The sequence below is a fragment of the Streptomyces sp. Ac-502 genome (assembly GCF_045222935.1).
GTDB lineage: Bacteria > Actinomycetota > Actinomycetes > Streptomycetales > Streptomycetaceae > Streptomyces > Streptomyces monomycini.
Window position 1 is genome coordinate 6,080,252 of sequence record NZ_JBHFFO010000001.1, and the last position, 14,427, is coordinate 6,094,678.

General features: G+C 72.1%; 12 protein-coding genes and 1 pseudogene. 10 read left to right on the top strand and 3 right to left on the bottom strand.

Going from position 1 to position 14,427, the window contains the following annotated elements; genetic code table 11:
- Nucleotides 1–22 precede the first annotated feature (22 nt).
- Nucleotides 23–1,756: an ABC transporter ATP-binding protein gene (locus tag ACEXOX_RS27675; protein ID WP_406523885.1), complete on the top strand. Its 1,734-nt coding sequence runs from the start codon at nt 23–25 to the stop codon at nt 1,754–1,756.
- A 59-nt stretch (nt 1,757–1,815) separates the two neighbouring features.
- Nucleotides 1,816–3,723: an ABC transporter ATP-binding protein gene (locus tag ACEXOX_RS27680; protein WP_406526489.1), complete on the top strand. Its 1,908-nt coding sequence runs from the start codon at nt 1,816–1,818 to the stop codon at nt 3,721–3,723.
- A gap of 64 nt (nt 3,724–3,787) precedes the next feature.
- Here ACEXOX_RS27680 and ACEXOX_RS27685 read toward each other — a convergent pair whose 3' ends face one another.
- Nucleotides 3,788–4,645 (bottom strand): alpha/beta hydrolase, encoded by an 858-nt coding sequence (locus tag ACEXOX_RS27685; protein ID WP_406523886.1) that lies wholly within the window; start codon nt 4,643–4,645, stop codon nt 3,788–3,790.
- Nucleotides 4,646–4,936: 291 nt separating this feature from the next.
- Between ACEXOX_RS27685 and ACEXOX_RS27690 the strand changes: the two genes are divergently transcribed.
- From ACEXOX_RS27690 to ACEXOX_RS27715, 6 genes and pseudogenes are all read left to right on the top strand, one after another.
- Entirely contained in the window at nt 4,937–5,812 is an 876-nt protein-coding gene (locus ACEXOX_RS27690; protein WP_406523887.1) for a response regulator transcription factor, read from the top strand.
- Nucleotides 5,800–6,870: a LacI family DNA-binding transcriptional regulator gene (locus tag ACEXOX_RS27695; RefSeq protein WP_406523888.1), complete on the top strand. Its 1,071-nt coding sequence runs from the start codon at nt 5,800–5,802 to the stop codon at nt 6,868–6,870. The genes ACEXOX_RS27690 and ACEXOX_RS27695 overlap by 13 nt, the downstream gene beginning before the upstream one ends.
- A gap of 88 nt (nt 6,871–6,958) precedes the next feature.
- A complete protein-coding gene (locus tag ACEXOX_RS27700) occupies nt 6,959–8,098 on the top strand; it encodes a S1C family serine protease (protein WP_406523889.1) in 1,140 nt (379 codons plus the stop codon).
- Nucleotides 8,099–8,147: 49 nt separating this feature from the next.
- Nucleotides 8,148–8,447: a hypothetical protein gene (locus ACEXOX_RS27705; protein WP_406523890.1), complete on the top strand. Its 300-nt coding sequence runs from the start codon at nt 8,148–8,150 to the stop codon at nt 8,445–8,447.
- 169 nt (nt 8,448–8,616) lie between these two features.
- A complete protein-coding gene (locus tag ACEXOX_RS27710) occupies nt 8,617–9,354 on the top strand; it encodes a response regulator transcription factor (RefSeq protein ID WP_406523891.1) in 738 nt (245 codons plus the stop codon).
- Nucleotides 9,355–9,473: 119 nt separating this feature from the next.
- Nucleotides 9,474–10,852, top strand: a pseudogene (locus ACEXOX_RS27715) (sensor histidine kinase).
- Between the two features lie 52 nt (nt 10,853–10,904).
- On the opposite strand, the gene ACEXOX_RS27720 reads toward ACEXOX_RS27715, so the two are convergent.
- A complete protein-coding gene (locus tag ACEXOX_RS27720) occupies nt 10,905–12,263 on the bottom strand; it encodes a DUF2993 domain-containing protein (RefSeq protein WP_406523892.1) in 1,359 nt (452 codons plus the stop codon).
- Nucleotides 12,264–12,629: 366 nt separating this feature from the next.
- Here ACEXOX_RS27720 and ACEXOX_RS27725 point away from each other — a divergent pair, with 366 nt between their 5' ends.
- Both ACEXOX_RS27725 and ACEXOX_RS27730 read left to right on the top strand, forming a co-directional pair.
- Nucleotides 12,630–13,484: an NAD(P)H-binding protein gene (locus tag ACEXOX_RS27725; RefSeq protein ID WP_406523893.1), complete on the top strand. Its 855-nt coding sequence runs from the start codon at nt 12,630–12,632 to the stop codon at nt 13,482–13,484.
- A gap of 125 nt (nt 13,485–13,609) precedes the next feature.
- On the top strand, nt 13,610–13,834 hold the full coding sequence (locus ACEXOX_RS27730) for a DUF4287 domain-containing protein (RefSeq protein WP_406523894.1): 225 nt from the start codon (nt 13,610–13,612) through the stop codon (nt 13,832–13,834).
- 37 nt (nt 13,835–13,871) lie between these two features.
- On the opposite strand, the gene ACEXOX_RS27735 is transcribed toward ACEXOX_RS27730, so the two are convergent.
- A complete protein-coding gene (locus ACEXOX_RS27735; RefSeq protein ID WP_406523895.1) occupies nt 13,872–14,399 on the bottom strand; it encodes a DUF3574 domain-containing protein in 528 nt (175 codons plus the stop codon).
- Nucleotides 14,400–14,427: the final 28 nt, after the last annotated feature.

A 14,427-nucleotide genomic window follows, 5' to 3' on the forward strand; every position in this document is an offset into this window, starting at 1 on the left:
AGGGCTCGCATAGGCTCGAACGGTGTTGGTCCGATTGGCGCGGGCGCATCTGCGGCCCCATATGCGCCCCATATCCCTGATCGTGCTGCTCCAGCTCGTCCAGACGCTGGCCACCCTCTACCTGCCCACCCTGAACGCCGACATCATCGACAACGGTGTCGTCAAGGGGGACATGGGCTACATCCTGCGTCTCGGCGGGGTCATGATCGCCGTGACCCTGCTGCAGATCGCCTGCTCGGTCTGCGCCGTCTACTTCGGTGCCCGCACGGCCATGGCACTGGGCCGTGACATCCGGGCCGCCGTCTTCGACCGGGTGCAGTCCTTCTCCTCCCGCGAGGTGGGCAGGTTCGGCGCGCCGTCCCTGATCACCCGCACCACCAACGACGTGCAGCAGGTCCAGATGCTGGTCCTGATGACGTTCACGATGATGGTGGCGGCGCCCATCATGTGCGTCGGCGGCGTGGTGATGGCGCTCAACCAGGACGTGCCGCTGTCCGGCCTGATCCTGGTCATCGTCCCGGTGCTGGCGATCCTCGTCTCGCTGGTCACCCGGCGGATGCGTCCGCTGTTCCGCGGGGTGCAGGACCGGATCGACACCGTCAACCGGGTGCTGCGCGAGCAGATCACCGGTATACGGGTCATCCGGGCCTTCGTCCGGGACGGGTACGAGCGCGAGCGTTTCGCGGGCGCCAACCACGACCTGTACGACGTGTCGCTGCGCGCCGGCCGGCTGATGTCGCTGATGTTCCCGCTGGTCATGCTGGTGGTGAACGTGTCGAGCGTGGCCGTCGTGTGGTTCGGCGGGCACCGTATCGACAGCGGCGGGATGCAGATCGGCGCGCTGACCGCCTTCCTCAGCTATCTGATGTACATCCTCATGTCGATCATGATGGCGACGTTCATGGTGATGATGCTGCCGCGCGCCGAGGTCTGCGCCGAGCGCATCCAGGAGGTGCTGGCCACCGACACCAGCGTCACCCCGCCGGAGCAGCCGGTCACCGAGCTGCGCCGGCACGGCGAACTGGAACTTCGGAACGTCGAGTTCCGCTTCCCGGGTGCCGAGGAGCCGGTCCTCAAGGACGTCTCGCTGGTCGCCCGCCCCGGTGAGACCACCGCCGTCATCGGCTCGACCGGCAGCGGCAAGTCCACCCTTCTGGGGCTGGTGCCGCGGCTGTTCGACGCGACGGGCGGCGCGGTCCTCGTGGACGGCGTGGACGTCCGCACCCTCGCCCCCGAGACGCTGGCCACCGCCATCGGCCTCGTACCCCAGAAGCCGTACCTCTTCTCCGGGACCGTCGCGACGAACCTGCGCTACGGCAACCCGGACGCCACCGACGAGGAACTGTGGCACGCGCTGGAGACCGCGCAGGCCCGGGACTTCGTCGAACGCATGGAGGGCGGCCTGGACGCGCCGATCGCCCAGGGCGGCGGCAACGTCTCCGGCGGGCAGCGGCAGCGCCTGGCCATCGCCCGGGCGCTGGTGCGCAAACCGGAGATCTACCTCTTCGACGACTCCTTCTCGGCCCTGGACTACGCCACGGACGCCGCCCTGCGGGCCGCGCTGTCCCGGGAGACCGGCCGGGCCACCGTCGTCATCGTCGCCCAGCGCGTCTCCACGATCCGCGGCGCCGACCGCATCGTCGTCCTGGACGAGGGCCGGGTGGTCGGCACCGGCACGCACACCGAGCTGATGGCGGACAACGAGACCTACCGGGAGATCGTCCTGTCCCAGCTCACCGAGCAGGAGGCGGCGTGAGCAGCCAGAAGGCCCCGCAGCAGCGCGGCCCCGCGCCGGCCGCCGGGCCCGCGCGCATGATGGGCGGCCAGCCCACCGAGAAGGTCATGGACTTCAAGGGCTCCAGTCTGCGGCTGCTGCGGCAGATGAGGCCCGAACGGGCGGTCATCTGGGTGGCGCTGGCGCTGGGCCTGCTCAGCGTCGCGCTGTCCGTGATCGCCCCCAAGATCCTCGGCCACGCCACCGACCTGATCATGGCGGGCGTCGTCGGCCGGCAGCTGCCCGGCGGCATCAGCCGGGCCGAGGCCGTCGCGCACCTGCGGGCGCAGGGCGAGAACGGGCTGGCCGACATGCTCGGCACCATGCCCGTCGTGCCCGGCCAGGGCATCGACTTCGACGCCGTCGGCGTGGTCCTGCTGTGGGTCTTCCTGATCTACCTCGGCGCCTCGTTCTTCGGCTTCGTCCAGGCCCGGATCGCCACCCGTGTCGTGCAGCGGACCGTCTTCCGGATGCGTGAGCAGGTCGAGGAGAAGCTGGCCCGGCTGCCGCTGCGCTACTTCGACAAGCAGGCGCGCGGCGAGGTCCTCTCCCGCGCCACCAACGACATCGACAACATCGCGCAGACGCTCCAGCAGACCCTGAGCCAGATCGTCGCCTCGCTGCTGACCATCGTCGGCGTGCTGGCGATGATGTTCTGGATCTCGCCGTTGCTGGCCCTGGTCGCGCTGGTCACGGTGCCGGTCTCGGTGCTCGTCGCCACCAAGGTCGGCAAGCGGGCGCAGCCCCAGTTCGTGGAGCAGTGGAAGACCACCGGCAAGCTCAACGCGCACGTCGAGGAGATGTACACCGGCCACTCCCTGGTCAAGGTCTTCGGCCGCCACAAGGAGTCCGCCGAGCTGTTCCGCAAGCAGAACGACGCGCTGTACGAGGCGGGGTTCAAGGCCCAGTTCATCTCCGGGATCATCCAGCCCGCGATGATGTTCATCGGCAACCTGAACTACGTCCTGGTGGCGGTGGTCGGCGGCCTGCGCGTCGCCTCCGGCGCGCTGTCCATCGGCGACGTGCAGGCGTTCATCCAGTACTCCCGGCAGTTCAGCCAGCCGCTCACCCAGGTCGCCTCGATGGCGAACATGGTGCAGTCCGGTGTCGCCTCGGCGGAGCGGGTCTTCGAGCTGCTGGACGCCGAGGAGCAGGAGCCGGACGACGCCCGGCCGCAGCGCCCCGAGCACGTCAGCGGCCATGTCGTCTTCGAGGACGTCTCCTTCCGCTACGAGGACGACAAGCCGCTCATCGACGACCTGTCGCTGGCCGTCCACCCGGGCCAGACGGTGGCGATCGTCGGCCCGACCGGCGCGGGCAAGACCACGCTGGTCAACCTGCTGATGCGGTTCTACGAGGTGCGCGGCGGCCGGATCACCCTGGACGGCGTGGACATCCAGGCGATGAGCCGGGAGGGGCTGCGCTCGCACATCGGCATGGTCCTCCAGGACACCTGGCTCTTCGGCGGCACCATCGCGGAGAACATCGCCTACGGCGCCCCCGAGGGCACCTCGATGGACAAGATAATCGAGGCGGCGAAGGCCACCCACGTGGACCGCTTCGTGCGGACCCTGCCCGACGGTTACGACACCGTCATCGACGACGAGGGCGACAACGTCTCGGTGGGCGAGAAGCAGCTGATCACCATCGCCCGGGCGTTCCTCGCCGAGCCGGCGATCCTGGTCCTGGACGAGGCCACCAGCTCGGTCGACACCCGTACCGAGGTGCTCATCCAGCACGCCATGGCGCAGCTGCGCACCGGCCGCACCAGCTTCGTGATCGCGCACCGGCTGTCCACCATCCGCGACGCGGACCTGATCCTGGTCATGGAGTCCGGCGCGATCGTGGAGCAGGGCACGCACGACGCGCTGCTGGCGGCGGACGGCGCCTACGCGAAGCTGTACGCGGCGCAGTTCGCCGAGCCGCTGGCGGAGGTGGAGTCGGAGTGAGGGCCGGTGCCTGAGGCACGGTGAGCGGCGGCCCGTACCGTACCGGTACGGGCCGCCGTCATGATCATGCCGCCTGTTCCGCCACCCGTTCGGCCGTCCAGGCCGCGATCCGTTCGAGGAGTTCCCCGGGGGCCGCGTTCTCCGCGTGGCCGAAGCCGCGCTCCAGCCACAGCTCGCTGGTCGCCGGGTCGGCGGCCGCGGCGAGCATCCGGGGGTGGTCCAGCGGGAAGTACGGGTCCCGGTCGCCGTGCACGACGAGCAGCGGGGTGGGTGTGATCCGCGGGACGGCCGCCACAGGGGACAGCGGTACGGGGTCCCAGTCCTCCGGGTGGACACGGGTGCGCAGCCCCAGGCGCGACACCAGGCGCCCCGTGGGCCGCGTCACCACCCAGTGCAGCCTGCGCATCGAAGCCGTACCGCGGTAGAACCACCGCGCGGGAGCACTCACCGACACCACCGTGTCGGTATGCGCATCCGTGCGCCCCTCGCGCGCCCCTCCGTAGAGCGCGGCGTGCCGCAGGACGACCGAGCCGCCCATGGAGAAGCCCACGGTCGCGACCCGGCGGTAGCCCAGGGCGCGCGCCCAGCCGACCGCCGCGGCCAGGTCCAGCACCTCGCGGTCGCCGACCGTGGAGCGCCCGCCGGACCGCCCGTGGCCCCGGAAGGAGAATGTGATCACGCCCGCACGCTGGGCGAAGACCGCGGCCGCACGGCGCAGCGCGGGCCGCTCCAGCGCTCCGGTGAAGCCGTGCGCGAGGACGACGGCCAGGCTGTCCGCAGGGGTGTCCGAGGGGGCGCGCCGGGGCGTGTGAACGGCGTCGATCCGGACCCCGTCCGCCGTCAACAAGGACGTGCGCCGGCCACTCGTTGTGATCGACGGAACACAAGATCGCGCAAAAACCGCCTCGGGTCCGGAAGTCATGTGGGCTATTCTGCTGGGCAAGAAGGATCCGGGCAGCGTTGCCCCCGGGTCCTTTTGTGCTTTCACCCGCGTTCACGCGCGAATGAGCACACCGGCGCTCCACAGGGCCCTGAACGGCCCCGGGGAGCCACCCGTACGAAGCAGTGCCGCATACGCCCCCATGGCCAGGACGGGCATGGGAGGGGCCCCGTTCGCAGGGACCGAGGAGGAACCAGACGTAATGGGCGAGCGAAGCGTGCAGGACAACAAGGGCGGTAAACGGCCGGCCGGGACCCGGGCGGGTGGTCGGCGATGAGTTCGCTGCTGCTCCTGACCAACGCCCTCCAGCCCTCGACGGAGGTGCTCCCCGCGCTCGGCCTGCTGCTGCACAGCGTCCGGGTCGCTCCCGCCGAGGGACCGGCCCTGGTGGACACCCCCGGGGCCGACGTCATACTGATCGACGGCCGGCGCGACCTGCCGCACGTGCGGTCGCTGTGCCAGCTGCTGCGGTCCACCGGGCCCGGCTGTCCGCTGGTGCTGGTGGTGACCGAGGGCGGTCTGGCCGCCGTCACCGCGGACTGGGGCATCGACGACGTGCTGCTCGACACCGCGGGCCCCGCCGAGGTCGAGGCCCGGCTGCGGCTGGCCATGGGGCGCCAGCAGATCACCGTCGACGACAGTCCGATGGAGATCCGCAACGGCGACCTGTCGGTGGACGAGGCGACCTACAGCGCCAAGCTCAAGGGCCGGGTCCTGGACCTGACCTTCAAGGAGTTCGAGCTGCTGAAGTACCTGGCGCAGCACCCGGGCCGGGTCTTCACCCGCGCCCAGCTGCTCCAAGAGGTCTGGGGCTACGACTACTTCGGCGGTACGCGCACGGTCGACGTCCACGTACGGCGGCTGCGGGCGAAGCTGGGCCCCGAGCACGAGTCGCTGATCGGCACCGTACGCAACGTCGGCTACCGCTTCGTCACGCCGGAGAAGCCCGAGCGCGCGGCGGAGGACAAGGCGCCGCAGGACCGGCGCGGCGGCAGGGCCCCGGCGAACGGCGGCGGTCCCGAGGACGGCGCGGGCGCGGGCGCGCGCCCTTCCGCACCCTCGCGCGCCGGTGCCGGGAGGAAGCCGCCGTGGCTCGGCCTGCCAAGAGCTGAGGCCACCCGCGTAGACTGCCGCGCGTGGCCAAGGTGACGCGGGATGATGTGGCAAAACTGGCGGGTACCTCGACCGCCGTGGTGAGTTACGTCATCAACAACGGACCGAGGCCGGTCGCCCCGGCCACGCGCGAGCGGGTGCTCGCCGCGATCAAGGAGCTGGGGTACCGCCCGGACCGGGTCGCCCAGGCGATGGCGTCCCGGCGCACGGACCTCATAGGACTGATCGTGCCGGACACCCGGCAGCCGTTCTTCGCGGAGATGGCGCACGCCGTCGAGCAGGCTGCCGCGGAGCGCGGAAAGATGGTCCTGGTCGGCAACGCCGACTACCTCGACGAGCGCGAAGTGCACTATTTGCGCGCTTTTTTGGGGATGCGGGTGGCCGGGCTGATCCTGATCAGCCAGGGCCCCAGCGAGCACGCGGCGGCCGAGATCGACGCCTGGGACGCCCGGGTGGTGCTGCTGCACCGGCGGCCGGACGCCATCGACGACGTGGCCGTGATGACGGACGACGTCGGCGGCGCGCAGCTGGCGACCCGGCATCTGCTGGAGCACGGCCATCCGTACGTCGCCTTCCTCGGCGGCACGGAGGAGACCCCGAAGTCCGGCGACCCGGTGACCGACCACCTGGAGGGCTGGCGCCGGGCGATGGAGGAGTCCGGAAAGTCGCTCGAAGGGCGTTATTTCCAGGCGCCGTACAACCGCTACGACGCGTACCAGGTCGCCCTGGACCTGCTCGCCGGCCCGCACCGCCCGCCGGCCATCATGTGCGCCACCGACGACCAGGCGATCGGCGTCCTGCGGGCCGCCCGCGAGCTGCGCATCGACGTACCGGGTGAACTGGCGGTGGCCGGCTTCGACGACGTCAAGGAAGCCGCGCTGACCGACCCGCCGCTGACCACGGTCGCCTCCGACCGGGAGGCGATGGCGCGGGCGGCGGTCGACCTGGTGCTGGACGACGGCCTGCGGGTGGTCGGGTCGCGGCGCGAGCGGCTGCGGCTGTTCCCGGCCAGGCTGGTGGTACGGGGATCGTGCGGCTGCGGCCCGGCCGCCGCCGGCGCGGTGCCGGCCGCCGAGCGCGCCGCCCGTAGCTGACCTTCCTTACACCGGGCATACCTACTTCTGTCGGGCCTCTCAGGGCGTTCTCAGACGGTTCTCATGGTCAGCTCGCACAGTCGGGTACATGACCGAAACCTACCGCCGCAGTGGCGACGAGACTCCTCAGCACCAGGGTTACGCCCACGGGCCGCAGGCGCAGGGCGGGACGAGCGGGACGGGCTACCCGGCACCGCCGCCCCACCCGCCGTACGCCGCACCGCAGCCGGCGGCGGCCGCCCCCGCGGGCCCCGGCGCCCCCGGCGGCGACGCCGGTTTCGGCGGCTCGGGCGGGCCGGGCGGCCCGGGAGGCCCCGACGGCACCGGCACCGGCGCCCCCGCGCCGCGCCGCCGGGCCCGCCGCCCCGTCGCGCTGATCGCGGCCGTGGCACTCGCCTCCGGTCTGATCGGCGGCGGCAGCGCCGCCCTCATCGGCAGCGCCACCGACCGGCCGCAGGCCAGTACCACCACCCCGGCCGTCAACGCGGGCTCCGCCAAGAGCAGCGGCAGCGTCTCCGCGGTGGCCAAGGCCGTCACCCCCGCGATAGTCGAGATCAAGGCGCGGACGGCGAAGGGCGAGTCCACCGGCTCCGGCGTGGTCATCACCCCGGACGGCGAGATCGTCACCAACAACCACGTGGTGGCCGGCGCCTCCTCGGTCGAGGTCACCTTCAGCGACGGCAGCAAGAAGCAGGCCGACGTGGTGGGCACCGACCCGGACAAGGACCTGGCCCTGCTCAAGGTCAAGGGCGCCAAGAACCTCACCACCGCCTCGCTCGGCGACTCCGACAACCTGGCGGTCGGCGACGAGGTCGTGGCCATCGGCTCCCCCGAAGGGCTCACCGGATCGGTCACCAGCGGCATCGTCTCCGCCCTCAAGCGCGATGTGACGGTCCCCAAGGACGACGGCCAGGAGCGGCAGCCGCAGCGGGGCGGTCCGGGCTGGCCGTTCGAGTTCGGCGGCGAGCAGTACAACGGCGACACCGGGCAGTCGAAGACCACGTACAAGGCCATCCAGACCGACGCGGCGCTCAACCCCGGCAACTCCGGCGGCGCGCTGATCGACATGAAGGGCCAGGTCATCGGCATCAACTCGGCCATGTACTCGCCCAGTTCCGCGCAGGGCAGCAGCTCGGCGGGGAGCGTCGGCCTCGGCTTCGCCATCCCCATCAACACCGTCAAGGCGGACCTCGCCAACCTGCGGGCGGGCGGCAGCGACAAGAGCTGAGCCGGCGGACCCCGCCCCCGACCCGAACCTCACGCACGAGAGGACCCCCATGGCCAGCAAGATCACCGTTCCGGTCCACCGCGCCCGCCGTGCCGTCGCCGCCGTCATCGCCTGGAGCGCGGGCGAGAAGCGGCACAGCGCCGGCGTACTGACCGTCGACCACGGCGCGGACACCCGTACCGGCCCCGCCGACCTGGACCTGGCCCTCGACCTGGCCGAGGCCGACGCCCGGGTGCGGCCGGCCCGCGCCGGGCGCCCCACGGAGGTCGCGACGGCCGCGCGGCCGCGTCCCCAGCGGGGCGCCGCGGCGGGTACGGCCCGGCCGCCCCGGGCCGCCGCGCGGAGATGACCGGCGCGCCCGCGCCCCCGGCGCCGTCCCCCGCGCACCAGGCGCCCCGCGGACCACCGACCAGACCGTGCCGAGCGACGTACCCCGGCCGCCGGCGTGCGAGGCTGACATGCTGGACCGCACCATCCCCGGTCAGCCGCCCGCACCCACACCCGAGGTAGTCACAGCGATGAGCCCCGCCGAGCACGGTGACCAGCCCGCCCGCATCCTGATCGTCGACGACGAACCGGCCGTCCGGGAGGCGCTGCAACGCTCCCTCGCCTTCGAGGGCTACGGCACCGAGCAGGCCGTCGACGGACTCGACGCGGTCGAGAAGGTCGCCTCGTACGACCCCGAACTGATCGTGCTGGACGTGCTGATGCCCCGGATGGACGGGCTGACGGCCGCCCGCCGGCTGCGGGCGAGCGGCGTGACCGTACCGATCCTGATGCTGACCGCCCGCGACACGGTCGGCGACCGGGTCACCGGACTGGACGCGGGCGCCGACGATTACCTGGTCAAGCCCTTCGAGCTGGACGAGCTGCTGGCCCGTATCCGGGCGCTCTTGCGCCGCAGCTCGTACGCGGCGGCGGCCGGCGCGCAGCCCGCCGAGGGCGACGCGCTGACCTTCGCCGACCTGCGGATGGACCTGGCGACGCGGGAGGTGACCCGCGGCGGACGGCTGGTCGAGCTGACCCGTACCGAATTCACGCTGCTGGAGATGTTCCTCGCGCACCCGCGCCAGGTCCTCACCCGCGAGCAGATCCTGAAGGCCGTCTGGGGCTTCGACTTCGAACCGACCTCCAACTCCCTGGACGTGTACGTCATGTACCTGCGCCGCAAGACGGAGGCGGGCGGCGAGCCGCGGCTGGTGCACACGGTGCGCGGGGTCGGCTACGTACTGCGTGCCGAGGGCGGCGCCGAATGACCGACGCCCCGGCCCCGGGCACCGGCACGTCCCCCGACGACGGTGCCGGGCCGCGCTCCAGCCTGAAGGCCCGCGCCGTGCACCGCTACCGGCAGCTCCCGCTGCGCTCCCGGCTGGCCATGCTCACCGCGGTCGCCGTCGCGATCGCCGTGGCCGTCTCGGCCGCCGCCTGCTGGCTGGTGACCCGGGACCGGCTCACCGAGCAGCTCGACGAGACACTGAGCGGCCAGGAGGTGGCCGCCGAGTACGTACAGGCGCTGGGCGCCCGCTGCAACAACCCGGTGCCGGACGACGTCCGGCTGAAACTGCCCACCCAGTACACCGTTCAGATCGTGACGGCCGCCGGCAACGTCTGCACCTGGTGGGAGAAGACCCGCATCCCCGTGCAGCAGGCCGACGTGGCGGTGGCCAAGGGCGCATCCGAGCAGGCGCTGCACACCACCCGGGCCAACGACGGCAAGGAGATGCGGGTCCTCACCCGGCCCTTCCGCGGCCCGCTGACCGATGAGGGCGGGCACCGCTTCGCGATCTCCATCGCGGCCCCCATGGCGCCGGTCACCGACCCGCTCCAGCAGCTCGCGCTGATCCTGCTGATCGTCACCGGCATCGGCGTGCTGGGCGCCGCGACCGCGGGCCTGTGGGTGGCCCGTGCGGGCCTGAAACCCGTCGACCGGCTCACCGAAGCCGTCGAACATGTCGCCCGTACGGAGGACTTGACGATCCGCATCCCCGCCGAGGGCGAGGACGAGATTGCCCGTCTCTCGCGGTCCTTCAACTCCATGACCGCCGCGCTGGCCTCCTCCCGCGACCTCCAGCAGCAGCTGATCGCGGACGCCGGGCACGAGCTGCGGACGCCGCTGACCTCGCTGCGCACCAACATCGACCTGCTGGTACGCAGCGAACAGTCCGGCCGCCAGCTCCCCGCCGAGGACAAGCAGGCGCTGCTGGCCTCGGTGAAGGCGCAGGTGGGCGAGCTGGCCGCACTCATCGGCGACCTCCAGGAGCTCTCCCGCACACCGGAAGCCCGGCCGGGCGGCGCGGCCTCCGTACCGGTCGTCGCGCTGCACGACATCGTGGACTCGGCCCTGCGCCGTGCCCGGCTGCGCGGCCCCTCGCTGGACATCACCGCCGAGCTGGACCCCTGGTACGTACGGGGGAGCCGGCGGCCCTGGAGCGCGCGGTGGTCAACCTGCTGGACAACGCGGTGAAGTTCAGCGCGGCGGACGGCGCCGTCGAGGTCGGCCTGCGCAAGGGTGAACTACGGGTACGCGACCACGGCCCCGGCATCCCCGAGGAGGAACTGCCGCACGTCTTCGAACGGTTCTGGCGCTCGCCGACCGCCCGCAGTCTGCCCGGCAGCGGCCTCGGACTGTCGATCGTGGCGCGTACGGCCTACCAGGTGGGCGGCACGGTGGAGCTGCGGGCGGCGGCGGGCGGCGGCACGGAAGCCCTCCTGAGCCTGCCGGGAGCGGCTTCGCCACCGCCGGACCTGCCGTAGGCGGTGGCCGGTGGCGGTGGCCGCCGCGGGGCGTGCGCCCCGCGGCCACGGCCTACTTCTCGCCCTTCGCGGCGCTGCCGATCGGCAGCCCGGAACCGGAAATCCTCACCCGGATCCCGTCCTTCTCCACGGAAATGTCCCGCAGCCGCACGTCACCGGGCGTGTCCGGCAGCCGGAAGGACAGCGACAGCCGGTCGGCGAGCTGCGGCTTGGTCAGCCCGGACAGCGCGCCCAGGATCTTCGGGTCGATGCCGACCTTCTGGAGCAGCCACGGGTGGTCCACCACGACATCGACCAGGTTGACCTGCATCAGCTGTTCGATGAAACGCGGCGCGCCGGTCAGCTCGTGCAGCTTCTTCTCGTTGCGCAGCGCGTCGTCGATAGCCTGCTGCGGGATGCCCAGGCGCTCCGCGATGGCCGGCACCGCCAGCAGCGACTTGACCTTGGCGGCCTGCCGGCTCACCTCGGCCGCGGCCTTGCGGGTCAGCCGCAGTCCCTCCTCCTTGCCGGTGCCGGGCCGGTAGACGGCCACGTCGGCGATGTCCAGGCGCATCTTGCCGATGTCGGTGGAGATCCCGCGGTCCCCGGCCTGCCGGATGTGCGCCTCCGCCCGTACGCGCAGCTCGTGCCCGGCGATGGGCAGCTGCCCGACCGCCCGCACGGAGTTGGGCCCCAGTTCGCTGAACCGCACCTGCGAGGCGCCGAGTTCCCGGTTCATGTCGTCGAACGACAGCAGGACGGTGCCGCGCACGGTGCCGACCGTCGCGCCGGTGATGGAGGCGGGCAGGTCGCCGTCGAGCCGTACGTCCCGCGCGCTCGCCTCGACCTTGGCCAGCGACACCCGGTCGGCCGCCAGGTCGGGCACGGTGACGTCGACTTGGTCGAGGCGCTTGCCGAGCACCTGCGTCAGGAAGGGGAAGCCCTTGATGTCCACTTCCGGGTTGGCGTTCAGATGCAGCGAGTTCTTCAGCTGCTCCTCGGCCTTGTTCTGCGCGTACAGCACGGCGAACCGGTCCGCCAGCGCGAGGAACGCCACACACACCAGGACCGCGATCAGCAGCTTCACCGTCTTCGACACCGCCGCGAAGCGCCTGATCCCGCGCTTGCGGCGGCGGTGGTTCGGCGGCGTCCAGGCGTGCGGGTCGTCCTCGTCGGAGCGCAGGCCCAGGCCCAGCGGGTCGTCGCTGTCGTCGCGCTCGTTGAGGTAGGTACGCCGGGTGAGCGGCTCCCTGCCGGGCGGCGGGCCCTCGTCGGGCTCCGGCTCGGGGTCGGCGAGGGCGGCCAGATCCGCGTACGGATTGATCTTCTCGAACCGGGCGGTGTCGCCCGTACCGCCCGTACCGCCCGCGTCGCCGGTACCGCCCGCGCCGCCGGTACCGCTTGTACCGGCCGTACCGGTTGTACTGCCCATGTCGCCCGTGCTGCCCTGTTCGTCACGCGCGGCCGCGGTGGGGGACCGCCGGTCCGCCGCTGCCGTCTGCGCTGTCGTCCGTGGCTCCGATGTGTCCGGTGTGGGGGAGGGGTTCGAGGAGGGTGAGGGTATGCGGGTGGGGATGCGCATCAGGACATCCCACCATGGCGACAACCCTCGAACGCAAGTCCTACTGGCGGTAAGTGAGATATACGCGGGCTTGTCCCGTCCGCTCGGCCGGAACCCGCCGACGCCGCCGCGGCGCCCGGGAATTCCCGCCGCGACGGGGCGTTGACCAGTGACGGCACCCCTGTGTCAGCACGCGGACGTCACCACGCGTACCACGCCTCCTGAAAGGGCGCAGCGATGATCGTAGTAACCGGGGCCACCGGCAACATCGGCCGGAGTCTGGTCGGGCGGCTGCTCGCGGAGGGCGCCTCCGTACGGGCCCTGACCCGCGACCCCGAGCGGGCCGGGCTGCCGGCCGGAGCCGAGACGGTACGGGCGGACCTCACCGGCCCGGCCGCGCTCGAACCGGCCCTGCGCGGCGCCGACGCGCTGTTCCTCAACCTGGCGGCGGGCGGCGGTGCCGTGGGCCCGGCGATCGTCGGGGCGGCGGTACGGGCCGGCGTGCGCCGTATCGTCCTCAACTCCTCGATAGCCGTCACCGACGGTCCGGAGGACGACGCCAACTTCGTCTCCCGTATGCACAGCGTCGCCGAGCGCGCGGTCCGGGCCTCCGGCCTGGAATGGACCTTCGTGCGCGGCGGCGCGTACGCCGCCAACGCGCTGCTGTGGGCCGAGGAGATCCGGGAGAGCGGCGTGGTGCGCGACCCGCTGCCCGACGCGGTCACCTCGCCCGTGCACGAGGACGACCTCGCCGCCGTCGCCGCGGTGGCCCTCCTGGACCGTACGGGCGCCCACACCGGCCAGGCGTACGTGGTCACCGGCCCGGAGGCCCGCACCAGGGCGGAACAGGTCGCCGACATCGGCCGTGTCCTCGGCCGCCCGACCCGGCTGGAGGTGGCCCCCGCCGAACAGGTGGCCGAGGAGCGCGCGACACCGGTCCTGCCCAAGGAAGCCCTGCTCGAACTCTTCGGCCTCTTCGCCACCACCGTCGGCACCACCCCGCCGATCACCGACACCGTCCAACAGGTCACCGGCCACCCGGCCCGCACCTTCGAGCAGTGGGCCCGCGATCACGCGGCCGACTTCCGCTGACCCGTCCGGCGGCCGATCATCCGTATCGGGAACCGGGCCGGAGGGGGCAAGCCCGAACCAGAGCGGCTTGCCCTCCTTTCCGCGCTGCCAAGGGTGTTGTCAGTGGTCGGTGCCAGACTTCGCTCATGACTGACAACGCAGCCACGGCAGTTAAGGGACCGGCCAGTTACTTCCCGTCGATCGAGCAGAAGTACGGGCGGTCGATAGCCGAGTGGAAGGAGCTTCTGCGTGCTGCGCCGCTGAGCCGGCACATGGAGCTGGTCGGCTGGCTCAAGGGCGAGCACGGGATGGGGCACGGGCACGCCAACGCGCTGGTCGCGCACACCCTGGCGGAGGCCAAGGGGGAGTAGGGGGCGAAGGCCGGTCCGGGCGCGGACTGTCGCTCCCTCAGAAGTCGACTCGGGCGCGGTCGTCGATGCGGGCGACCGACTCCTGGCCGAAGCGCTTCATGTAGGCGGCGCGGATCTGCTCGATCTTGGGGTTGTTGGGGCCGGTCTGGGAGGTGGGGTAGAGGAGGATCAACTCGTACGAGCGTTCGCGCTCGATCGTGCCGTGCGTGTCGCGGTACTGGCCGTAACCGTCCTGGACGGTGAGGCCGTCGGGGAAGCGCGGCGTGACGAACTGGTCGACGAAGGCGTGGAACTCCTTGTCGGTGACCGGCGGGCCGCCGTCCGGGCGGGCGGTGCCGAACAGGAGGCTGGTCTCGATGTAGGGGCGGCCTTCCACGGTCTTCCGGGGCGCCGCGGCGGCCGTGGCCGCCGGCCGGTCGTCGTCGGTCAGCGCCGCGTACGCGGTGGGGGCTCCGGCGCCCAGAAGCGCGGCGCTCAGCGCGAGGGCGGCCAGGCGCAGACGGGGACGTGCGGGGAAGGTGCGCGGACGTGCGGGGGATGTGCGGGGGCGGGAGTCCGTCGGCATGGGCGTGTCCTTCGAGCGTCGGGGGATC

Excerpts from the sequence above, each read along its gene's own strand:
- ACEXOX_RS27725 (WP_406523893.1), top strand. The coding sequence starts at position 12,630 with ATGATCGTAGTAACCGGGGCCACCGGCAACATCGGCCGGAGTCTGGTC.
- ACEXOX_RS27710 (WP_406523891.1), top strand. The coding sequence starts at position 8,617 with ATGAGCCCCGCCGAGCACGGTGACCAGCCCGCCCGCATCCTGATCGTC.
- ACEXOX_RS27730 (WP_406523894.1), top strand. The coding sequence starts at position 13,610 with ATGACTGACAACGCAGCCACGGCAGTTAAGGGACCGGCCAGTTACTTC.
- ACEXOX_RS27685 (WP_406523886.1), bottom strand. The coding sequence starts at position 4,645 with ATGACTTCCGGACCCGAGGCGGTTTTTGCGCGATCTTGTGTTCCGTCG.
- ACEXOX_RS27680 (WP_406526489.1), top strand. The coding sequence starts at position 1,816 with ATGGGCGGCCAGCCCACCGAGAAGGTCATGGACTTCAAGGGCTCCAGT.
- ACEXOX_RS27700 (WP_406523889.1), top strand. The coding sequence starts at position 6,959 with ATGACCGAAACCTACCGCCGCAGTGGCGACGAGACTCCTCAGCACCAG.
- ACEXOX_RS27720 (WP_406523892.1), bottom strand. The coding sequence starts at position 12,263 with ATGGGCAGTACAACCGGTACGGCCGGTACAAGCGGTACCGGCGGCGCG.
- ACEXOX_RS27705 (WP_406523890.1), top strand. The coding sequence starts at position 8,148 with ATGGCCAGCAAGATCACCGTTCCGGTCCACCGCGCCCGCCGTGCCGTC.
- ACEXOX_RS27690 (WP_406523887.1), top strand. The coding sequence starts at position 4,937 with ATGAGTTCGCTGCTGCTCCTGACCAACGCCCTCCAGCCCTCGACGGAG.
- ACEXOX_RS27735 (WP_406523895.1), bottom strand. The coding sequence starts at position 14,399 with ATGCCGACGGACTCCCGCCCCCGCACATCCCCCGCACGTCCGCGCACC.